Below are 21249 nucleotides of genomic sequence, written 5' to 3' on the forward strand. Positions count from 1 at the left end.
AATTACTCCTCTACCAGAATTGCCGGGACCTTGAACTTGCCATCGGCCTGATCGGGGGCACCCGACAGAGCCTCTTCGGCGGATAAGGTCTGACCCACGACGTCTTCGCGGAAGACGTTCTTGAGCGGGATGGGGTGAGAGGTAGCCGGGATATCTTCGGATACCGCCTGCGATACTGAGGCTACGGATTTGACGATGACTCCCAGTTCCGATGCCAGGGCATCGAGCTCCGAGTCCGTCATTTCGATATGAGCCAACTGCGCCAAGTGCGCGACTGTCTCACGGTTAATCTCTGACATGGATTCTCCGTTATCGGCGAAAGGTGTTCCTGTCCAGTTTATCCCATAGCAAAAGACCCTGTTCTGAGCCCGAGGGCACAGAACAGGGTCTTTGAAGTCAATCAGCGGTGGCTGACGATCTCGACCGTGATTAGACGGCGGGGATGTTCAGAACCTGACCGATTTCGATGACGTTGGGGTTCGGCACGGTTGCTGCGTTAGCGTTGGCCAGAACGGTCCAGTCGTAGATGCCGTGAGCAACTGCGATCTCCGAGAGGGTGTCGCCAGCCTTCACCACGTAGGTGCCAGCTACAGCCTGTGCGGGAGCAGGTGCTGCCACGGGTGCCGGAGCAGGTGCTGCCACGGGTGCCGGAGCGGGTGCAGCAACGGGAGCCGGAGCTTCAACAGCCTTGGGGGCCGGAGCGGGAGCTGCCTGGGGAGCCGGAGCCTCAACAACCTTGGGAGCCGGTGCCGGAGCCGGAGCCTCAACGGGCTTTACGGTGTTAGCCTGGGGTGCAACCGGTGCGGGCTTGGGAGCCGGTGCCGGAGCCTGCTGCTGGGGAGCGGATGCTACGCCAGCGCCAGCCTTGCCGTAGAGACCGAGCTTAGCCGAGCATGCGGGCCATGCGCCCCAGCCCTGACCTGCCAGGACGTTCTCAGCAACGCGGATCTGCTCAGCCTTGGAAGCGGTGGTCGGGGAACCCTGACCGCCGAATGCTGCCCAGGTCGAGGGGGTGAACTGCAGGCCACCGGAGAAACCGTTGCCGGTGTTGATGCCCCAGTTACCGCCGGATTCGCACTGTGCCAGAGCGTCCCAGGTGGAGGTGGGCACTGCGTTAGCGGGTGCACCTGCGAAGGTTGCTGCGGCCGCGCCACCGATAGCCAGAGCTACGGCGGAGCGAGTTACGTTACGGCGAATTGAAGTCTTTTTCACAATGCTCCATGAAGGCCACCTAACGCTCGTCCAGTCCCCTGGGTTCAATGCGTCGCCGTCTACCCTAGATGCTATTGGGTATCTGTGTAAGGTTTTGCCCTGTAGACGGACTCAGGTGTGCGGCAAAACCCGGCATGTCGCTCGCTCCATGAGTGTTCATGACAGCGAACTGATGTGCCTCGAGGAACCTCGAGGATTACGTTCGTTGATAACGATACTGTAACGATTTGGTATCCGCCAACCCCTTTCTACTGAGAAAATTTGGGATTTTTCGTGGGAGCACGGTAAGGTGACGCGCGCGATTATGTACGTACCAATTTTTAACCACTCTTCCAGGCACCCCTTATTGCCCTTGTAACCCCAGGTTTAAGTATGCTTACTTCTTCTTAATCAGGGTGTGATCACAGGCGCATTTAAGCCCCGCTCACGGCAGGTGAACGGGGCATAAATTTTTTCAAAAAAGGGCCGTTAAGCGTCTGATTTCACAACGGTCTACACGGTGCCGGTCTCCAGCAGCGTTTCAAACTCGGATTCGTTGAGCACCCGCACACCCAGCTGTTCGGCCTTATCAAGCTTCGAACCGGCCGACGCGCCAGCCACCAAATAGTCCGTCTTTTTGGAGACAGATCCCGTCGCCTTACCGCCGCGTAGCAGGATGGCCTCCTTCACCGAGTCACGCGTGAAGTTCTCTAATGTACCGGTCACCACGATCGTGAGGCCCTCCAGGGTGCGCTCCACCGACTCGTCGCGTTCGTCCTCCATCCGGACGCCGGCTGCGGCCCACCTGTCCACAATTTCGGTGTGCCAGTCGTGGGAGAACCAATCCTTGACGGAGGCGGCGATGATGCCACCGACCCCCGGGACCTCGGCCAAGCGCTCCTGGCTGGCCTCGCGGATCGCCGCCATCGAACCGAATTCCGCGGCCAGTGCTCGGGCCGCGTTGGGGCCCACATGACGAATCGACAGCGCGACCAACACCCGCCACAGCGGTTGCGTCTTGGCCTTCTCCAGCTGCTCCATCAGGTTCTGCGTGGTCTTCGTCGGCTTCGAGGGGTTTTTCACGGTACCCTTCGTCCAGAAATAGGGCACCAGCTCATAGGTGCCGGTGGGTTCGCCCTTGACCCGCTTCTCGCGCTCGATCTTGACGTTCTCCAGTTGCTCGGCGGTGAGGTCGAAGAGGTAGGCCTCCGACGACAGCGGCGGATCGCTCGGCTCGGCGGGGGCGGTCAGCGCCTTCGCGGCCTCGTACCCCAGGGCCTCGATATCGAAGGCCCCACGAGAGGCGGCGTGGAAGATACGCTCGCGCAACTGCGAGGGGCAGGACCGCGCGTTGGGGCAACGAATATCGACGTCCCCTTCTTTGGCAGGCTGCAGCTTCGTTCCACAACTGGGGCAGTGCGTAGGCATCACGAACTCCCGCTCGCTGCCGTCTCGCAGAGCCGTCACCGGCCCCACGATCTCGGGGATCACGTCCCCGGCCTTGCGCAACACCACGGTGTCGCCGATCAACACACCCTTGGCCTTGACGACGTCCTGATTGTGCAGGGTGGCCATCTCCACCGTAGACCCGGCCACTTTCACCGGCTCCATCATTCCAAACGGGGTCACGCGGCCGGTCCGGCCCACATTCACCAGGATATCGTAGAGCTTGGTATTAACCTCTTCCGGCGGGTACTTATAGGCCACCGCCCAGCGCGGCACGCGGGAGGTGTACCCCAGCTGCTCCTGGGTGCGGAAGTTATTCACCTTGATCACGATGCCGTCGATCTCGTGCACCAGCGAGTGGCGCTTCTCACCGAACTCGGCGATGTATTCGAGGATGTCGTCCAGGGACGATAGCAGGCGGGTATAGGGGCTGACGGGCAGGCCCCACTCGCCAAGCTTCTCGTAGGTCTCTGACTGGGTGGCGATATCCAGACCGGTTCGCGCGCCGATGCCGTGTACGAACATCGACAGCGGACGCTGGGCGGTCAGCTTCGGATCCTTCTGACGCAACGACCCCGCGGCGGCGTTGCGCGGGTTCGCAAACGGTGCTTTTCCCTCGGCCACGATGCGCTCATTGAGCTCGCGGAAGTCCTTACTCGAGATGAAGATTTCCCCGCGCACCTCGACCTCTTCGGGCCAGTCGCTGCCCGCCAGTTCGGTGGGGATGGTCTTGATCGTTAGGACGTTGTGGGTGACGTCCTCACCGGTGTACCCGTCGCCGCGGGTGGCCGCACGCACGAGCTTGCCCTGGCGGTACAGCAGATTGATGGCCAGGCCGTCGATCTTCAACTCGGAGAGCCACTCGGGTTCATGCCCGGCCACCGCCGCCGCGTTCTGCTCGGCCTTGGCGAACCAGGCTTTGAGCTCGTCGATCGAGAAGACGTCTTCCAGTGAGTACATGCGGCTGATGTGCTGCACCGGGGAGAAGGCGGCCGAGGCCTCACCGCCGACCTCCTGGGTTGGAGAATCGTTGGCGACGATCTCCGGGTGGAGCGCCTCCATCTCTTCCAGCTCACGGAAGAGACGGTCGTACTCGGCGTCTGAAATCGTGGGGGCATCGTCGACATAATACTGCTGGCGAGCGCTCCGCACCTGCTCGATGAGCTGGGCATAGCGTTCTTTGAGGTCGTCGTTCAGGCCCTCGGGTGCGGCCTGCGGAATTTGCTGATCGTCAGTCACAGGCTCCCCTGTCTCTTATGCTTCTACCGAACCGTTCGCCGAGTTTTTCTTCTCGCGCATCAGGTTGCGTTCGTCTCGGTAAGACTCTTGCTCGTCGGTGGCGGTGTGTTTAGTGTCGAAGTTCTGCGACTCGTCCACAATCGAGAGCACCGTGGTCTCGGTGAGCGGTTCTGCCGAATCCTCGGAGTCGTCTTGCAGTGCGTCCGCCACGATCACCGAGATGTTGTCGCGGCCTCCGGCGCGCAGTGCGGCCATTTGTAACACGTCAGCGGCGTCCTGCGGGTGTTCGACGGTGGCCAGCACGCGGGCCATGTAGGCGTGGGAGAGCTCGCCGGAGAGTCCGTCTGAGCACATCATCATGCGGTCACCGGGGTGGGCAGGGATCACCCAGAAGTCGGGCTCCCAGTAGTTGCCGGTGCCCAGCGCACGGGTGATCACGTTGCGGCGCGGGTGGGTCAGGGCCTCGATCTCGGTGATCTGGCCGGTATCGACGAGGTACTGAACCTCCGAGTGGTCCACCGTGATCTGCTCGAGGGTCAGGCCGTCGATCGAGGCAGCGGACATCGAGATGTCGGCGGCGTCGGTCAGCACCTCTTCGTCGCGTACCAGGCGGTAGGTGCGGGAGTCGCCCACGTTGAAGATGAACCACATGTCTTGATCGCCGATGCTCGTCAGCCACGCGCCGGTCACCGTGGTACCGGCCCGTTGACCGAGCATGTCTTTGATCTTTTCGTCGGCCTCGCCGATGGCTTCGCGCAATTTCTCGAGGGTGCGCATGATCTGGCGGTTCAACGCGGAGGTGTTCTTGCGGCGACGCAGCAGGCCGGCGCCCTCCCCCTCCTCGGAGCTCGCGCCCTCGGCCGAGACCTCGGCATTGTAGGCCTCTTGCTCCTCTTCGGTCATGCCACCGGGGCGGGAAAACATGTGCGAGTAAGCCAGGGTGCGCACGCACAGACGCGAGGCGACCTCGCCGGCTTCGTGCCCGCCCATGCCGTCGGCCACCACGTGTAGGGTGCCCGCGATCGAGAGCGAGTCTTCGTTGTTGTCGCGGTGCATGCCGACGTCGGTTGCGCTACCGGCGCGCGTAGTGAGGTGCTTGCTCATTCGAAATCAATCTCCAGTTCGTGACCTATTCCGGCACCTGGGGTAACAGCCACCGGTGTCATATCGCCAAATCCGCGCACCTCACGTGCGCCCATCGGGGTCATCTTAAAACGGTCATCATTATCTAGGACCTCGGCTGTCGCCTCGTCAGTGATCACCACGCCCGGGGTGGCGTGCGCGACCAAGCGGGAGGCTAGGTTGACAGTTGGTCCGTATATGTCTCCCAGTTTAGGGAGTATTCGACCCCAAACAAAAGAAACGCGTGCCTCGGGCAGGTCGGGGTCTTCGCTGATCAGCTGGGAGAGCATGAGCGAAATGCGCGCCGCGGCCTCGGGGGTTTCGGTGAGAAAGAGAATCTCGTCGCCGATGGTCTTGATGATTCGGCCACCGCCGACCGCGACGATCTCGGCGCAGCGTTCCTCGAAGCGTTTGACCAAGAAGCTGAGGGTCTTTTCGTTCATCCGCCGCGAGAGGGTGGTGTACGAGACCATGTCGGCAAAGCCCACACCGCGCACCAGGGGCAGGTCGGTCGGATCGAGGTTTTCCGAGTTTTCGTCGCGCAGCGCCAGTCGCAACACGGCGGCGTTCATCATGCGCCGGTAACCGTAGGTGAGCACCCGCTCGAGGTCGTCCATGAGCTCAGGTAGCAGTTCCAGCAACTCGTGGCGTGCCTTGGAGTCGCTGATTCCGCGAGTGGCGGTCATGTCTTCGACCAGGGCCTCGATCTGCCAGGCCACCATGCGGTCCATGAGCTGACCCACCGAGCGGGTCAACGAGACCGAGCATTCCGGGGAAACGCCGTGGCTCTCACTAATATGCTTGAGGTCTTTCAACGCCTCGACATCGGCGGCGGTGAAGAAGATATCGTCGGTCTTCAGCTTAGGAAAACCGAGCGACCGCCAGATGCGCCGTGCCTGAATAAGGGAGACCCCGGCCTCTTCGGCCACTTGTCCACGGGTACGGTTGAGGTTCTCACCGAGCAATACGTGCTCGAGGTGCCGCACCGCCTGCTTGTCCTCGGCCGAGTGGTAGAGGTTATCTTGCACGGGATCCGGTGTACGGCGGTTCCGGCGCGGTGCGTCGGGGTTCGGTTCAGGGGTGGGGTTCTCCCCTGCTGCCGCTGATTCCACGTGCATACCTTTCTCGAATGTCTGGAGGTCGCACCTTTCAGGCGGGGACCGGCGGGCGACCGCGCTTCTACCTGTGATGCAGACTACTCAATAGTTACATACTGACGACTCAATTTCATCCACCGCACCCCTGCCGGTGCACCGCAGATTAGTAACGACGGTCAAAACCCGTCGGGGCTCTCCCGAGAAGCTCCTGTTGCGCGCGGCGAATCTCCATCGAGAACTGGTGGCCCGCAGGTACCTGACGTAAAACCAACGTGCCCCCGGGGTGAAACACGCTCAGATGGGCGCTGCCACCGGTGCGCAGGGCCGCGTGTGCGGCGTCCACTCCCTGGATCCAGGCCAGTGGGACCTCCTCAGAGCGGTGATGGAGCAGCCCCTGTTGCACCACCAGACGTTGCGTGGTCAGCGCCACGGACGTACCTGCCCACCACACTAACCGGGAGACCGCAAACCACCCGCACCACAGCGCCAGCGCGTACCCCAGCACCCCGAAGAACGTGGATAGCGGGAAGATCGTCGCCGCGAAACTGGCCGCGGCCGCCGCCAAAAAGGCACCCATGGCCGCGCCGAGTAGCGCGGTGAGATGGGGGCGGGTCATCGTGATGACTTCTTCGGCGGGGTGCAGGCTGGGTCGAAATTTCATGGCCTGTCCATGCTACCCGCTACCGCGGGCGCATATGGACGATATCACCCACCGCGTACGCTCGGCGGCTGCCATCCTCGTGATGCACCACCAGCTCCCCTTTATCGTTGATGTCTTCGGCGGTACCGGTGGCGATCTGATCGCCAGGCAGATGCACGTTGACGTTCATCCCGATGGTCGCGGTCTTCGCGCGCACCAGATCCAGCAGGCTACCCGGGATTCCCTGTAGGTGCAGGTCGGCGTGCACGTTCCCACTGACCGCAGCGAAGGCCCGGTAGTAGCGATGAACCTGTGCGCCCAGCAGGTTCAGGCACTCTTCAAGAGCGTGGTGCCGGCCCGATTCGATGAGTGCGGAGGTGGCGGTCGGCACGGGAAGCTGTTCTGCCGTGAGGTTAATGTTCATGCCGATCCCCACCACCACGGCGAACTCCCCGCTCGGCAGGTTAATCAGCTGAGCCAAGACGCCGCAGACCTTCTTCCCCTGCACCATCACGTCGTTGGGCCACTTGATCTCGGCGCGTACTCCCAGCTCACGCCAGGTTTGCACCGCGGCAAGTGCCACCAGCAGGGTGAACCAGTGATACTGGGCCATCGGGATATTCACGGCGGGGTTGGCCTGCGGCCGGATGATGAAGGACGTCGCCAGGGCGGTACCTGCAGGGGCGGACCAGACCCGGTTGAGGCGTCCTTTTCCGGCGACCTGGTTACCCGTGGCAATCACCGAGAGCTCGCCCCAGCCGCACAACTGGGTCTCGTCGGCAGTGGCGAGGGCGCGCTGGGCGTAGGAATTCGTGGAATCGACCTCGGTCAGAAGCTGCACCCGTTGAAACTGCGGGAGCTGCACGCGGGAATCGTCTAATCCACGGTATTCCTGCGGCTGTTCGGCGCGTTCACTCATATTTATTCTCCCCATCAGTGCCTCTTCAAACATGGTCTGGGTTACATTAGAACATAGGCAGTCACCACCTAAACTCAGGAGCACCCCATGGCACATTTCGCCGTTGTATACACCTACGCCGACGCCGAGAAGCAGGCGCAGCACCGCCCCGCCCACCGCGAATACCTCAGCGAGTTGCTCAACGAGGGCAAGCTCGTGGCTTCTGGCCCGTTCGTGGGCGGCGATGAACCCGGTGCGCTGTTGATCTTCACCGGCGAGACGGCCGCCGAGATCGAGGGGCTGATCAATAACGATCCGATGAACGTGGGCGGCGCCGTTCTCTCCTTCGAGATTCACGAGTGGAACCCGGTGCTGGGCGGCCTCTAATCGGTCCAGCAGGTTCATATAAACGACGCCCCGGTCGGTTTTGTTGCCTAAACTCAGCGTGCACAGCCGTTCCGGGGCTACTCATTTACCCTGCCCTGCGCATATAGTTGGGTAGTTACACCCGTCAAAGATCCACCGTCTCTCCGCGACCGGTGCCTGAAAGTCTCAAGGAATCACAGTGACTGATACTTCTGCTAGCGCCACCAGCTCGGCCCACGATCTGAGCACCACCGCAGGTAAGATCGCCGACTTCTACGACCGCCGCGAGGCCACCTTTGCCCCCACCGGGCAGGCACCGATCGACCGGCAGCACGCCCGCGGTAAGAATACGGCTCGCGAGCGCATCGAGATGTTGCTGGATGAAGGTTCCTTCGTTGAGTTTGACGCCCTGGCTCGGCACCGTTCCACCGCGTTCGGTATGGAGGCCAAGCGTCCGCTGGGTGACGGTCTGGTCTCGGGGTACGGCACCATCGACGGTACCCTGGTGGCCGTCTACGCACAGGATTTCACGGTCTATGGCGGGTCACTGTCTCAGGTCAACGGCGAGAAGATCGTAAAGGTGCAAAAGTTCGCGTTGAAGAACGGCTGCCCGGTGATCGGGATTAACGACGGTGGTGGCGCGCGCATCCAGGAGGGTGTGGCGTCCTTGGCGATGTTCGCCGACATCTTCCGCATGAACGTGCGCTCCTCGGGTGTGATCCCGCAAATCTCGGTCATCATGGGCCCCTGCGCGGGCGGCGCCGCATATTCGCCGGCACTGACCGACTACATCATCATGGTCGACAAGACCTCGCACATGTTCATCACCGGCCCCGACGTGATCAAGACCGTCACCGGTGAAGAGGTGGATATGGAGACCCTGGGCGGCGCCCACTCCCACAACGCGGTGACCGGCACCTCCACGTACCTGGCCGAGGACGAGGACGACGCCTTCGACTTCGTGCGCGAGCTCATCGAGTTCTTGCCCTCGAACAACCTCACAGAGCCGCTCCCGCTGGATCACGATCAAGACCCGGTGATCACCGTGGACGATCTCGAACTGGATACCCTGATCCCCGACTCGGCCAACCAGCCCTACGATATGCGCGCTGTCATCGAGGCCGTTGTCGACGACGGGCACTTTCTCGAGATGCAGGCGCTCTACGCCCCGAACGTGATGATCGGCTACGCCCGCGTGGAGGGGCGCACCGTGGGCATCGTGGCGAACCAGCCCATGCAGTTCGCCGGCACCCTCGACATCAACGCCTCGGAGAAGGCCGCGCGCTTCGTGCGACACTGCGACGCGTTCAACATCCCGATCTTGACCCTGGTGGACGTTCCCGGTTTCTTGCCCGGCACCGATCAGGAGTTCAACGGCATCATTCGCCGCGGCGCCAAGTTGCTCTACGCCTACGCTGAGGCCACCGTGCCGATGGTGACCATCAATACCCGCAAGGCCTACGGCGGCGCGTACATCGTGATGGGCTCGAAGAAACTCGGCGCCGATATCAATCTCGCCTGGCCCACCGCGCAGATCGGCGTGATGGGCGCTCAGGGTGCGGTGAACATCCTCTACCGCCGCGAGCTGGCGGCCGTTGACGAAGAGGGCGGTGACGTCGAGGCCAAGCGTACTGAGCTCATCGAGAAGTACGAGGAAGAGCTGCTGAACCCCTATCAGGCCGCCGAACTGGGGTACATCGACGAGGTCATTGCCCCCTCGGAGACCCGCGTTCGCGTGATCGCAGCCCTGCGTGCCCTGCGCGATAAGCGCGCGGCTACCCCGGCGAAAAAGCACGGCAACATCCCGCTGTAAGAGAAGGTTTATATGTCTGCTCCACGAAAACCCCTGCTCAACTTTGGCGGGCACAAGGGCACCCCCGGCGGGGCCGAGAACACCCCGGACGATGTCGCCTCCGAGGGCAACGCCGAGACCGCTCCGCTGTTGTCGGTGGTCTCCGGCAACCCCACCGAAGAAGAGATCGCCGCGCTGGTAGCGGTGGTGAGCTCGCTCCAGAAGTCCCGCGACCAGCACGACTACTCGGCGCTGGCGCTGTGGCAGCGCCGCCTGAACCGCGGTCAGCGCCTGGGCACGTACCTGCGCCCCGGCCCGGGATCGTGGCGCCGCGCGCGTCCGCAATAAACCCATCCGTGAATATTAGGCGGCCGTCATATTGTGGCGGCCGCTTTGGTGCGCCCCGCCGGGAACCCTAAGATGGTGACATGACTCACCTTCAGGATCTTCCCGGTATCTACACCGAACCACGCCAGGCCACGGCCATCGACGCGATCGCCAACGACTACTACGACAAGCTACTGGAACTCGACCCCACCGCCGCCACCATCGCCGGCCAACCGGGGCACGAAACCGAATACTTCGACTACTCCCCCGCAGGATACCGGGCGGTGCTCGACCTCACTCGAGACACCCTCGCCAAGGTTCGCGACGCCGAGGTGGTGGACGATGTCGATCGGGTCACCGTAGACGCCATGAACGAGCGCCTCGGCCTCGACATCGAACTCGCCGAGGCCGGCCTAGTCGATTGGGAAATCAACAATATCGCCTGCCCCATTCAAGACATCCGCGCAGTGCTCGACTTGATGCCCCGCGAGACCACCGAACAGTGGGGCCACCTCACCGGGCGCATGGCCAACATCCCCGGCGCGATCGAAGGGTGGATTCTGACCCTCAAGCAGGCCAAAGACCAGGGCAAGGTCTCGGCTCGTCGACAGGTCTCCGAGGCGATCGAACAGATCGAAGACTTCGTGCGAGACGGCGGCTTCTTCGCAACTTTCACACAAGAAATCATCGACGCCGCACCCGAGCTAGAAGAACAGGCGCGGTTAGGTGAAACCCGCGCGATCGCCGGCTACCGCACGCTGCAGGCCTTCCTGCGCGACGAGCTATTGCCGGTCGCGCCCGAGGCTGACGCGGTGGGGCCCGAACGGTACAGCCTCTACTCCCGCAAGTTCTTGGGCACCACGGTGGACCTCGAAGAGACCTACCACTGGGGCGTGGACGAGCTAGAACGCATCATCGCCGAACAGCAAGAGACCGCTGAGAAGATCAAACCCGGTGCCAGCATCGACGAGGCCAAGGCGGTTCTCGACGCCGACCCCGAACGGGCTCTGCACGGTGTAGATGCTCTGCAGGAGTGGATGCAGCGGCTCTCCGATACCGCCATGACCGAGATGGCTGAGAAATACTTCGTGGTCGGCGGGCCCATGAAGAAACTCGAGTGTTGCATCGCCCCCACCCACGACGGCGGCATCTACTACACCGGCCCCTCCCCCGACTTCACGCGTCCGGGGCGGATGTGGTGGTCCGTGCCCGAAGGCGACACCGAGTTCGGAACCTGGCGGGAGACGTCCACCGTGTACCACGAGGGCGTGCCTGGCCACCACCTGCAGATCGCGGTGGCCACCGCGCTGGAATCGCGTTTGAACAAGTGGCGCGCCCACGGGTGTTGGACCTCCGGCCACGGCGAGGGATGGGCGCTCTACGCCGAGCGGCTCATGCAAGAGCTGGGCTTTCTCGACGACCCCGGCAACACCATGGGTATGCTCAACGAGCAACGTATGCGGGCCGCCCGCGTGGTCTTCGACATCGGTCTGCACTGCGGATTTGAGATCCCTGAGCAGTGGGTTGAGCGCCTGGGGCTGACTCCCGGCGTCTGGACGCCCGAGGCCGCCTTCGAGTTCCTCAAGGCCAATCTCACCGGCAGTTCCGAATTCCTCCGCCACGAGTACCTGCGCTACCTGGGCTGGCCCGGTCAGGCGCCCTCCTACAAAATCGGTCAGCGCGTGTGGGAGCAGTTGCGGGAACAAGCGCGGGAGGCGGGAACCGCCGGTGAACACGACCGCGACTTCCATACCCGCGCACTGATGCTCGGCTCGATGGGCCTGGACACCCTGCAGCGGGCCCTCTCCATCTCGCCGAAGTCCGCCTAACAGCTCGAGGTCCTTGCAACGTTGCAAGGGCCTCGCTGTGTTTCAAGGACTTCGAGGGGGTATAAAAGAAACCATGCGCTATGGAATCATCTCAACCGGCCCCATCAGCTCCGCCTTCGCACGCGCGCTCGCCCTGACCGACGGCGCGTCGGTGACGGCGGTGGCCAGCCGCGAACTGCACTCGGCCCAGCGGTTCATCGAGGAGCACGGCCTCGACGACGCCGCGGCTTTCGACGACGTGGCCGCCCTCTGTGCAAGCCCCGAAGTAGACGCGGTTTACATCGCCTCCCCCAATTCCCTGCACGCCCCGCACGCACTGATCGCCATCGACGCCGGCAAACACGTGGTGCTCGAGAAGCCGGCGGTGTGGAACCCGGCTCAGTGGGACCAGGTTTTCCAGGCAGCCCACGACGCGAACGTGTTGATTTTCGAGGCCGCCCGCCACCTCTTTGAGCCCGCCCAGCAGTACATCCTCGACGAACTGGCCGGCCGGCGGCCGGTATCGGTGCGGATGAACTACAGCCAGTACTCCTCCCGCTGGAACGCCGTACTCGCCGGCGAGGAACCCAACATCTTCTCGCTGGCCCACGGTGGCGGGGCGCTGGTGGATTTGGGCATCTACGCGATCTACGATGCGGTGTATTGGTTCGGTGAGCCCGACAGCCTCAAGTACTTCCCCACCATGGCCCCGACCGGTGTGGACGCTGCCGGCACGCTGATCCTCTCGTACGAGGACTTTGACGCGGTCATCACCATCGCCAAGAACGGCCACGCCGAGACGCCCAGCGACATCGTCTTCGGACGCGAGGCGCTACGGTTATCCTCGGTGCAGGGTATTGACCGCGTCACCCGTTACAGCGCCGATAACTCCACTCTGCTCTACGAGTCGGGCGCGCGTCCGGGAACCCGCACCATGCCCGAACTCATGCTCTTCGAAGCGGAGTTCTTCACCACCATGTTCACCGCCCACAGCGAGGGCGGGCTGACCACCGAGCAGCAGACCCGCTACCGCGAACTGACCATGCTCTCGCGGACCGTCAACGACGTCTGCACCAAGGCCCGGCAGGTAGCTGGCATCTTCTTCGAGGGTGAGGCTGGCGGCTTCACCCCCTAGCGCCGAAGTCCGCTTAACGCACCGAGGTCCTAGCAAGTTTGCTAGGACCTCGAGCAGTTTCTAGGACTTCGCGGCTAGACCAGCTCCCTCCCGGGAACGAAGCCGTTATCAGACCGGGCGTGATCGTAGGCTCGCTGATCCAAGATCCCCTCGCGCTTGGCGACCACGGCGGCCACCAGAGCCTGACCGGTCACGTTCAGCGCGGTGCGGCCCATGTCCACGATGGGGTCGATAGCCAACAGCAGCCCCACGCCGTCCAGCGGCAGTCCCAGGGTCGACAGTGTCAGCGTCAACATCACGGTCGCACCGGTGGTACCGGCGGTCGCCGCCGAACCCAGCACCGAGACCAACACGATCAGCAGATAGTGGGTGATGTTCAGGTCGATTCCGTAGAACTGGGCCACGAAGATCGCCGCCAGCGCCGGGTACACGGAGGCGCAGCCGTCCATCTTGGTGGTGGCACCCAGCGGCACCGCGAACGAGGCGTAGCCACGCGGCACGCCGAAGTTACGCTCGGCCACCGCCTGGGTGACGGGCATGGTGCCCATGGACGAGCGGGAGACGAACCCGAGCTGTGTGGCCGGCCAGACACCGGTCAGGTACTGCCGCACCGAAAGCCCCGAGGCCTTCGCAACGATCGGGTAGATCACGAACGCGACGATCAGCAGACCCACGTAGAGGGTGACCACGAACTTGGCCAGCGCACCCATGGAGGTCCACCCGTAGGCGTAGACGGCGTGACCGATCAGGCCCACGGTACCCAGCGGGGCCAGGCGGATGATCCACCAGAGGATCTTCTGGATGATGCTCAGGGCCGAGCGGACGATCGCGAGGAAGGGCTCAGCCTCCTTGCCGACCTTCAGCGCGGCGATGCCGACGGCGGCGGAGACCACCAGCACCTGCAGGACGTTGAAGGTGGCCGCCCCGGTGAGATCCCCGGAATCGGCGGTCTTGATCGAGACACCCAGGCCCAAGAAGTTGACCGGGATCAGCCCGGTGAGGAACGCGAGCCACGAGCCCTGAGTGCCCTGGTAGGCCTCGGGTGCGGGCAGTCCGGTGTTGGCACCGGGCTGCACCAGCACGCCGAGCGCGATGCCGACCAGCACCGAGAAGAAGGCGGTGATGGCGAACCACAGCAGGGTCTTGACGGCCAGACGCGCCGCGTTGGTCACCTGCGCCAGGTTGGCGATCGACGAGACGACGGCGGTGAACACCAGCGGCACGATCGCGGCCTTGAGCAGGGTCACGTAGGAGGAGCCGATGGTGTCCAGCGTGGTCATCAGCCAGTTGGGGTTCTCTTTGGCGTCGCCCCCGAGGGACGACGCCAGCAGACCCAAGAGCACGCCGACGATCAGAGCCATGATGATCTGATTGCCGAAAGAGGTCATCCAGGCAGGAAATCGGGATGTGTGTGAAGATTTCATGCTGAATAAGGTACGCCCGGGTTTTCCCGAGCGGGAAACCCATGTGACGGAATGTGACGGCACACCGGCGCGCTACGGCCCGCACGGGGACTTAGAGGCGCCGCCCCGTTCCCTGTTCGGAACGACGCTGCACATCGGTGATCCGTTGCAGCCACTCGTCCACCGAGGTGGTGGGGCTCAGCTGCGCGATCTCCTCGAACTCCTCCCGCAGGCCATCTTCGCGGTAGCTATCCCAAAAGGCCGAGACCACCGCGAGCGCCGAGACCTGACGCGAGGTCACCATCCGGCGCACGAAGGTGATACCGGCAAGGTCGACCACGGTGTTGGCCACGCGAGTCGCCAGGATCTCGCGGCGCAGGGGATGTTGCGCGAAATAGCCCTCGAACTTCTCGGCGATCGCCGAGGGGAAGTACTCCCGCAGTACTACGTCGAAGCGTTCGTCGAAGGAATCGGCGTCGATGAGTTCCTGGGTGAGCCAGAGCTTCACGTAGGCGGCCAGCACCGCCAGCTCGGGGGCGGTCAGCGCGGGGCCGTCGGTGCGCTGGGCGAGCTCTTCGGCGGTGGGCAAGAATTCCACGTCTCGGTCGAGGCCGGCGTGCTCGGCCAAGAATTCAATGAGTTGCTCGGCCTCGGCAGCATCGGTGCGCCCGGTCATCCGCTCGGCTTGCAGCAACATGTTCTGGTGGATATTGGACTGCAACACCTGCTGCCCCACCTCGTCGACCTGCGCCTCGATCATCGCCGCGCGATCGTCGGTGGAGATCTCCCCGGCGTCGATCAGTCGGTCGATCAGGATCTTCAGATTCACCTCGTGGTCGGAGGTTTCCACACCGGCGGAGTTGTCCACGGCATCGGTGTTCAGCAGTACTCCCCGGCGGGCGGCCTCGATGCGGGCCCGCTGAGTCAAGCCGAGGTTGCCGCCCTCGGAGACGATCCGCGCCCGTAGCTCTTGGGCGGTGATGCGCATCGCGTCGTTGGTGTGGTCGGCGACGTCCTCGTCGGTCTCGGCGCTGGCGCGGACGTAGGTGCCGGTGCCGCCGGTGTACAGCAGGTCCACCGGGGCGGCGACGATCGCGCGGATCAGCTCGGCGGGAGTCATCGACGCGGCGTTCCCTTCGATACCCAGGGCCGAGCGGATCTGGTCGTTGAGCTCGATGGCCTCATCGCGGCGCGAGAAGACCCCGCCGCCGGCGGAGATGAGGCTGCGGTCGTAGTCGGTCCAATAGGCGCGCGGCAGGTCGAAGAGGCGACGGCGCTCGGCCAGAGAGGACGCGGCGTCCGGCGTGGGGTCGATGAAGATGTGGCGGGAGTCGAAGGCGGCCACCAGGCGGATCGCCGGGGAAAGCAGTGCGCCGTTGCCGAAGACGTCGCCGGCCATGCCGCCGATACCCACCATCGTGAATTCCTCGGTCTGGCTGTCGTGTTCCAGCGAGGCGAAGTGACGCTTGACGGACTCCCAGGCGCCGCGGGCGGTGATACCCATTTCTTTGTGGTCGAAGCCCACCGAGCCGCCGGAGGCGAAGGCATCGCCCAGCCAGAATCCCCGTTCGGTGGAGATCGCGTTGGCAGTGTCGGAGAAGGTGGCGGTGCCCTTGTCGGCGGCCACCACCAGGTAGTGGTCGGGGCCGTCGAGAGCGACCACGTTCTCGGGGGTCACGATGCGTTCCTCGCCGTCGGTGCGTACCAGGTTATCGGTGACATCCAGCAGGGAACCGATGAACAGCTTGTACGCGGCCAAGCCGGCGTCGGCGTAGGCCTGCGCGTCTGTATCGCGGTCGGGCAGGTTCTGCGGGACGAAACCACCCTTGGAACCGTTGGGGATAATCACCGAGTTCTTCACGCGCTGTGCCTTGACCAGGCCGAGCACCTCGGTGCGGAAGTCCTCGGCGCGGTCGGACCACCGCAGGCCGCCGCGGGAGACCATGCTGAAGCGCAGGTGGGTGCCCTGAACCTCCGGTGAATCGACCCAGATCTCCCACATGGGGCGCGGTTGCGGTGCCAGGGAGATCTCGGTGGGGCGTAGCTTGAACGCCAGGGTCGGCCGATCCCGGTAGAAGTTGGTACGGACGGTGGCCAGCTGCGCCTCGAGCAGGGCCGAGAAGAAACGCTGTGGCTCACCCTGCAACGACTCAACCGCCTCGGTGATCTTCGCGGCGATCTGCTCACGGGCAACCCGACGTTCCTCGGCATCGTGGTGCAACTCGGGATCGAAACCGGTCTCGAAGAGTTCCACGAAAAGCGCGGTCAGCTCGAGATTTTCGGTGAGCCACCCGGAGAGCTGCTCGGGGCTAACCCGCAGGCCCAGCTGTGTCAGGTAGTGGGCGTAGGCGCGGAAGACGGCCACCTGACGCCAGGGAATGTTGTGCTCGGTGGTCAGCGTATTGAGAGCGTCGTCAACCACCTGGTGTTCGGCGAGGGCCTGCTCGAGGGAACGTGTTTCGGTCATAGAAATATCCTCTCCGATTCATCTTCAGCGTCAGCGGAAAACAGTGTGACTCAACTCCCTTATGTTAACCCTGAGAGAGCCTCAGATTCCCCGCCGAGGCCCAACATGTGGATGTTGTCAGGCTTTACTAAGGCTTCGCCGGGTGGCCCGGTAGACAGGTAGACTAGCCAGCATGACAACGACTTCCACCGAGCAGAGCACGCGCCTTCTGCTGGCCTCTACCTCACCGGCCCGCAAGAAGATCCTCACCGATGCGGGCATCGTATTCGACGTCATGCCCTCGGAAGTAGACGAAGAGCAGGCGCTCGCGAGCGCGCAACAAGAAGCCTTCGCCGCCGGGTTGTCGACCATCAGTCCCGCGCAGACCGCGCTCTTGTTGGCCAAGGCCAAGTCGCGGGACGTCGCTGGCCGGGCAGAGGCGTCCGGCGCGTTGGTGCTCGGTTGTGACTCGGTGTTCGAGCTAGACGGCCAGGCTTTCGGCAAGCCCAAGACCGAGCAGGTCGCCCGCGAGCGTATTGCCGCGATGAGTGGCCGCTCGGGTGTGTTGCACACCGGGCACTGGCTCGTGGATACCCGCACCGGTGCCGAGTCGTCCCAGTTGCGTAGTGCCACCGTGCATTTCGCGCAGCTCACCGAAGCGGAGATCGACGCTTACGTGGCCACCGGGGAACCGCTATGGGTAGCGGGATCCTTCACTATTGACGGGTTCGGTGCCGCGTTCATCACCGGCATTGAGGGTGAATTTCACACCGTGGTGGGGTTGTCGGTCAACGCGTTGCGCGAGATGCTCCGCACCCTGAGTGCAGACCTGACCAATTTTTGGAAAAAATCGCAGTAAGTTTCAAAGTGTTCTCCACGAGGGGCTATGTAGAATCGTGTGGAGACTAGCAAGGAGCATTTTCATTGACCACACCATCTGAGCAAGGGGCGAAGCAGTTTACCCCTGTGGAAGGCCGATTAACCGGCCCCGTCTCCAAGGTTTTGATCGCCAACCGCGGTGAGATCGCGGTGCGCGTAATTCGCGCGGCCCAAGACGAAGGCTTGGCTACCGTTGCCGTCTACGCGGAATCCGACCGCGACGCCCTGCACGTGCGTTTGGCCGACGAGGCCTACTCGCTCGGCGGTACGACTGCCTCCGATTCCTACCTCGTCGCCGATAAGTTGCTGGACGTCGCCGCCCGCTCGGGTGCCGACGCCGTACACCCCGGTTACGGCTTTCTCTCGGAGAACGCCGCGTTCGCTCAGAAGGTCATCGACGCCGGCCTGACGTGGATCGGGCCCTCCCCCGACTCCATTACCCTGCTCGGTGACAAGGTGGCCGCCCGTCACATCGCCGAGAAGGTCGGCGCCCCGCAGGTTCCCGGCACGGCCGACCCGGTCAGTTCCGCGGCCGAGGTGGAGGCTTTCGCCGACGAGTTTGGTCTGCCGATCGCCATCAAGGCCGCCTTCGGTGGCGGTGGACGCGGCATCAAGGTGGTGCGTGAGCGCGAGAAGATCGCCGAGCTCTACGACTCGGCCGTGCGTGAGGCCACCGCAGCGTTCGGCCGTGGCGAGTGCTTCATCGAGCGCTTCTTGGACGCCCCGCGCCACGTGGAAACCCAGTGCCTGGCCGATGCGCACGGTAACGTCGTGGTGGTTTCCACCCGCGACTGTTCGCTGCAGCGCCGCAATCAGAAGCTGGTCGAGGAGGCTCCCGCGCCGTTCTTGAGCGAGGAACAGCAGAACCGCCTCTACGAGTCGTCCAAGGCTATCCTGGCCGAGGCCGGTTACCAGGGCGCGGGCACCTGCGAGTTCTTGGTCGGCACCGACGGCACCATCTCGTTCCTGGAGGTCAACACCCGCCTGCAGGTCGAGCACCCCGTCTCCGAGGAGGTCACCGGGCTCGACCTCGTGCGCGAGCAGTTCCGCATCGCCCGCGGTGAAGAGCTGGGATACGACGACCCGGTGCTGCGCGGCCACTCCTTCGAGTTCCGCATCAATGGTGAGGACGCCGGACGCTCCTTCATGCCCTCCCCCGGCACCGTCGAGAAACTGCGCATCCCCACCGGCCCCGGCGTCCGCTGGGATTCCGGTGTGGTCGAGGGCGACGTGGTCGGCGGCTCCTTCGACTCGATGCTGGCGAAGCTGATCGTTACCGGCGCTACCCGCACCCAGGCGGTACAGCGGGCTCGTCGCGCCCTGGCGGAGCTAACCGTCGACGGCATGCCCACCGTGGTCAATTTCCACCGGGTGATCATGAACGATCCGGCGTTCGTCTCTGAAAACGCCGAGGACTTCGCGGTGCACACCCGCTGGATCGAGACCGACTTCGACAACACGATCCCGCCCTACGACGGTGGGTTCGCCGCCCTCGACGACGACGAAGACAACGAGCGCCAGACCGTGGTGGTAGAGGTCAACGGCAAGCGCATGGAGGTAGTCATGCCGAACATGTCGGCCACCCCCGCCGCGCCGAAGGCGGCCACCAAGAAGCGCAAGGAACGTTCTTCACGCGGTGCGGCCTCCACGAACTCCAACGAGCTGACCTCGCCCATGCAGGGCACCATCGTGAAGGTCGAGGTCAAGGACGGCGCCAAGGTCGCCGCCGGGGAGACCATCGTGGTGCTGGAGGCGATGAAGATGGAGCAGCCGATCACCGCCCACAAGGCCGGAAAGGTCAGCGGCCTGAAGGCTAAACCCGGTGACACCGTCACCGCCGGTGCCGTGATCGCCACCATCAAGTAACGCAGCCACAACGACAATCGCCCGCCGACTCCTGTGAGTCAGCGGGCGATGTTGTTTGTCCCCGGAGATTAGTCGCGGTCGTAAAGATCCACGTGTTTGGTTTCGTGAGTGATCGCCATGAAGAACACCGAGACCGCCGCGGCGAAGGCGAGGTACCATCCCACCGCGGCTGAACCGACCGCGCGGTTCAGAGCCACCGCGATGAACGGGGTAAGCGCAGCGCCGATGATGGAGGCCATGTTGTAGGCCACGCCCGAGGCGGTGTAGCGGACATTCGATTTATACAGCTCGGGCAGGTAGGCCGACATCGAGCCGAAAGACAGTCCCATGATGGCCATACCCACAGAGAGCACCACGGTGATCAGCACCTTATTGGCGTGCTCCCCTGTGCCCAGTAGCTCCGGGGTGAGAAAGAACTTGAACCCGAGGCCGAAGAGCCCCATGAGGATCGTGGTGACGATCTGCTGGGTTCGTCGTCCGGCCCGATCGGCCCACCACCCGGAGACGGGGATGAACAGCGCGAAGAAGACAATCGAGATGAGCTGGATGATGAGGAAGTCGTGGTAGGCGATGCCCAGCCCACCGGCTTCGACCTTGGCGATGCCGTAGGAGAGGAACCAGGCCGTCATGATGTAAAAGAGCACGTAGCAGGCGTAAATGATAAAGGTGCCCTGGATCATCGACCACCAGGCGGTCTTGAACGCTTCGACCAAGGGAGTCTTGACCTTCTGATCGTTCTGTAGCACCTGACGGAAGACAGGCGTCTCCTCCAGCTTGAACCGAACGTACAGGCCCAGTACCACCATAACCAGGGAGAGGATGAAGGGAATACGCCAACCCCACACCATGAAGATGTGGTTCAGGTTGCCCTTGTCAGCCGAAGAATCGAACGCCAACCAGCTGGTCAACACCAACACGAACCCGTTAGCGAGGATGAACCCGAAGGGAGCACCGAGCTGAGGCCACATCGCGGCGCGGGCGCGCTTGCCGTCTTCGGCGTACTCACCGGCCAGCAAAGCCGCCCCCGACCATTCACCGCCCAGCCCGAGACCCTGGGTAAAGCGGAGGATGGTCAGCATGGCCGGCGCCCAGAGGCCTACCTGATGGTAGGTGGGCAACAGGCCGATGAGAAAAGTAGCGATGCCCATGGTCAACAGCGCACCGACGAGCGTTGCCTTTCGACCGATGCGGTCACCGAAATGCCCGAAGACCACCGATCCGATGGGGCGAGCGATGAAGGCCGCGCCGAAGGTGGCCATGGAGGCCAATAATTTAGCGGTGTCGTCACTGCCGATGAAGAACAGGGCCGGAAACACCGCTACGGCTGCGGTGGCGTAGAGGTAGAAGTCGTAGAACTCGATGGTTGTTCCCACCAGGGACGCGGTGATGATGCGTGCCCGGGGAACATCGGGAACGCTCCCCCGGCCGGTGGTATCGGGCGAGACCGTGGTGACTGATTCCCCGGTGCGCGGGGTGCCTGAGCTGAGGGTCACGGATCCTCCTGGGTGTGTGGTAGTGAAGGTATACCCAGGGTAGGTTCGCCCCGCGTCCCACCCGTATCCGGTGTTCACATGGTGAGAAGCCGTACAGAGCA

At 63.4% G+C, this 21249-nt stretch carries 17 protein-coding genes; 7 read left to right on the forward strand and 10 right to left on the reverse strand.

Annotated elements, in window-relative coordinates; all coding sequences use genetic code 11:
• Positions 1 to 2 precede the first annotated feature (2 nt).
• The 7 genes from gatC to VVR12_RS09335 form a co-directional block, all read right to left on the reverse strand.
• Positions 3 to 299, reverse strand: coding sequence for an Asp-tRNA(Asn)/Glu-tRNA(Gln) amidotransferase subunit GatC (gene gatC, locus VVR12_RS09305; protein WP_368550955.1), 297 nt, complete (start codon positions 297 to 299; stop codon positions 3 to 5).
• A 130-nt stretch (positions 300 to 429) separates the two neighbouring features.
• Positions 430 to 1212: a transglycosylase family protein gene (locus VVR12_RS09310; RefSeq protein ID WP_368550957.1), complete on the reverse strand. Its 783-nt coding sequence runs from the start codon at positions 1210 to 1212 to the stop codon at positions 430 to 432.
• Positions 1213 to 1704: 492 nt separating this feature from the next.
• Entirely contained in the window at positions 1705 to 3876 is a 2172-nt protein-coding gene (gene ligA, locus VVR12_RS09315; RefSeq protein WP_368550959.1) for an NAD-dependent DNA ligase LigA, read from the reverse strand.
• A 15-nt stretch (positions 3877 to 3891) separates the two neighbouring features.
• Entirely contained in the window at positions 3892 to 4980 is a 1089-nt protein-coding gene (locus VVR12_RS09320) for a PP2C family serine/threonine-protein phosphatase (protein ID WP_368550961.1), read from the reverse strand.
• Positions 4977 to 6116, reverse strand: coding sequence for an adenylate/guanylate cyclase domain-containing protein (locus tag VVR12_RS09325; protein WP_409349898.1), 1140 nt, complete (start codon positions 6114 to 6116; stop codon positions 4977 to 4979). The genes VVR12_RS09320 and VVR12_RS09325 overlap by 4 nt, the downstream gene beginning before the upstream one ends.
• A gap of 142 nt (positions 6117 to 6258) precedes the next feature.
• The gene (locus VVR12_RS09330) at positions 6259 to 6756 is read right to left on the reverse strand and encodes a PH domain-containing protein (protein ID WP_368550964.1); all 498 of its coding nucleotides are present in this window, start codon (positions 6754 to 6756) and stop codon (positions 6259 to 6261) included.
• A gap of 19 nt (positions 6757 to 6775) precedes the next feature.
• On the reverse strand, positions 6776 to 7654 hold the full coding sequence (locus VVR12_RS09335) for a biotin--[acetyl-CoA-carboxylase] ligase (protein ID WP_368550965.1): 879 nt from the start codon (positions 7652 to 7654) through the stop codon (positions 6776 to 6778).
• 87 nt (positions 7655 to 7741) lie between these two features.
• Here VVR12_RS09335 and VVR12_RS09340 point away from each other — a divergent pair, with 87 nt between their 5' ends.
• The 5 genes from VVR12_RS09340 (at position 7742) to VVR12_RS09360 (ending at position 13061) form a co-directional block, all read left to right on the forward strand.
• Complete coding sequence (locus VVR12_RS09340) at positions 7742 to 8020, forward strand: YciI family protein (RefSeq protein WP_368550967.1); 279 nt, start codon at positions 7742 to 7744, stop codon at positions 8018 to 8020.
• 178 nt (positions 8021 to 8198) lie between these two features.
• On the forward strand, positions 8199 to 9812 hold the full coding sequence (locus tag VVR12_RS09345; RefSeq protein ID WP_368550969.1) for an acyl-CoA carboxylase subunit beta: 1614 nt from the start codon (positions 8199 to 8201) through the stop codon (positions 9810 to 9812).
• 12 nt (positions 9813 to 9824) lie between these two features.
• Complete coding sequence (locus tag VVR12_RS09350; protein ID WP_368550970.1) at positions 9825 to 10139, forward strand: acyl-CoA carboxylase subunit epsilon; 315 nt, start codon at positions 9825 to 9827, stop codon at positions 10137 to 10139.
• A gap of 80 nt (positions 10140 to 10219) precedes the next feature.
• Entirely contained in the window at positions 10220 to 11947 is a 1728-nt protein-coding gene (locus VVR12_RS09355) for a DUF885 domain-containing protein (RefSeq protein ID WP_368550972.1), read from the forward strand.
• A gap of 73 nt (positions 11948 to 12020) precedes the next feature.
• A complete protein-coding gene (locus VVR12_RS09360) occupies positions 12021 to 13061 on the forward strand; it encodes a Gfo/Idh/MocA family protein (RefSeq protein WP_368550974.1) in 1041 nt (346 codons plus the stop codon).
• A 74-nt stretch (positions 13062 to 13135) separates the two neighbouring features.
• Here the strand turns inward: VVR12_RS09360 and VVR12_RS09365 are convergent, their stop codons facing one another.
• Both VVR12_RS09365 and VVR12_RS09370 read right to left on the reverse strand, forming a co-directional pair.
• Positions 13136 to 14485, reverse strand: a complete 1350-nt coding sequence (locus tag VVR12_RS09365; RefSeq protein ID WP_368550975.1) for a dicarboxylate/amino acid:cation symporter — start codon at positions 14483 to 14485, stop codon at positions 13136 to 13138.
• Between the two features lie 91 nt (positions 14486 to 14576).
• The gene (locus VVR12_RS09370) at positions 14577 to 16931 is read right to left on the reverse strand and encodes an NAD-glutamate dehydrogenase domain-containing protein (protein WP_368550976.1); all 2355 of its coding nucleotides are present in this window, start codon (positions 16929 to 16931) and stop codon (positions 14577 to 14579) included.
• A gap of 172 nt (positions 16932 to 17103) precedes the next feature.
• Between VVR12_RS09370 and VVR12_RS09375 the strand changes: the two genes are divergently transcribed.
• Positions 17104 to 17769, forward strand: a complete 666-nt coding sequence (locus tag VVR12_RS09375; RefSeq protein WP_368550977.1) for a nucleoside triphosphate pyrophosphatase — start codon at positions 17104 to 17106, stop codon at positions 17767 to 17769.
• A gap of 107 nt (positions 17770 to 17876) precedes the next feature.
• Positions 17877 to 19655: a biotin carboxylase N-terminal domain-containing protein gene (locus VVR12_RS09380; protein WP_368551152.1), complete on the forward strand. Its 1779-nt coding sequence runs from the start codon at positions 17877 to 17879 to the stop codon at positions 19653 to 19655.
• 68 nt (positions 19656 to 19723) lie between these two features.
• Here VVR12_RS09380 and VVR12_RS09385 read toward each other — a convergent pair whose 3' ends face one another.
• On the reverse strand, positions 19724 to 21148 hold the full coding sequence (locus tag VVR12_RS09385; protein ID WP_368550978.1) for an MFS transporter: 1425 nt from the start codon (positions 21146 to 21148) through the stop codon (positions 19724 to 19726).
• Positions 21149 to 21249: the final 101 nt, after the last annotated feature.

The organism is Rothia sp. LK2588 (genome assembly GCF_040946465.1).
Taxonomy (GTDB): Bacteria; Actinomycetota; Actinomycetes; order Actinomycetales; family Micrococcaceae; genus Rothia.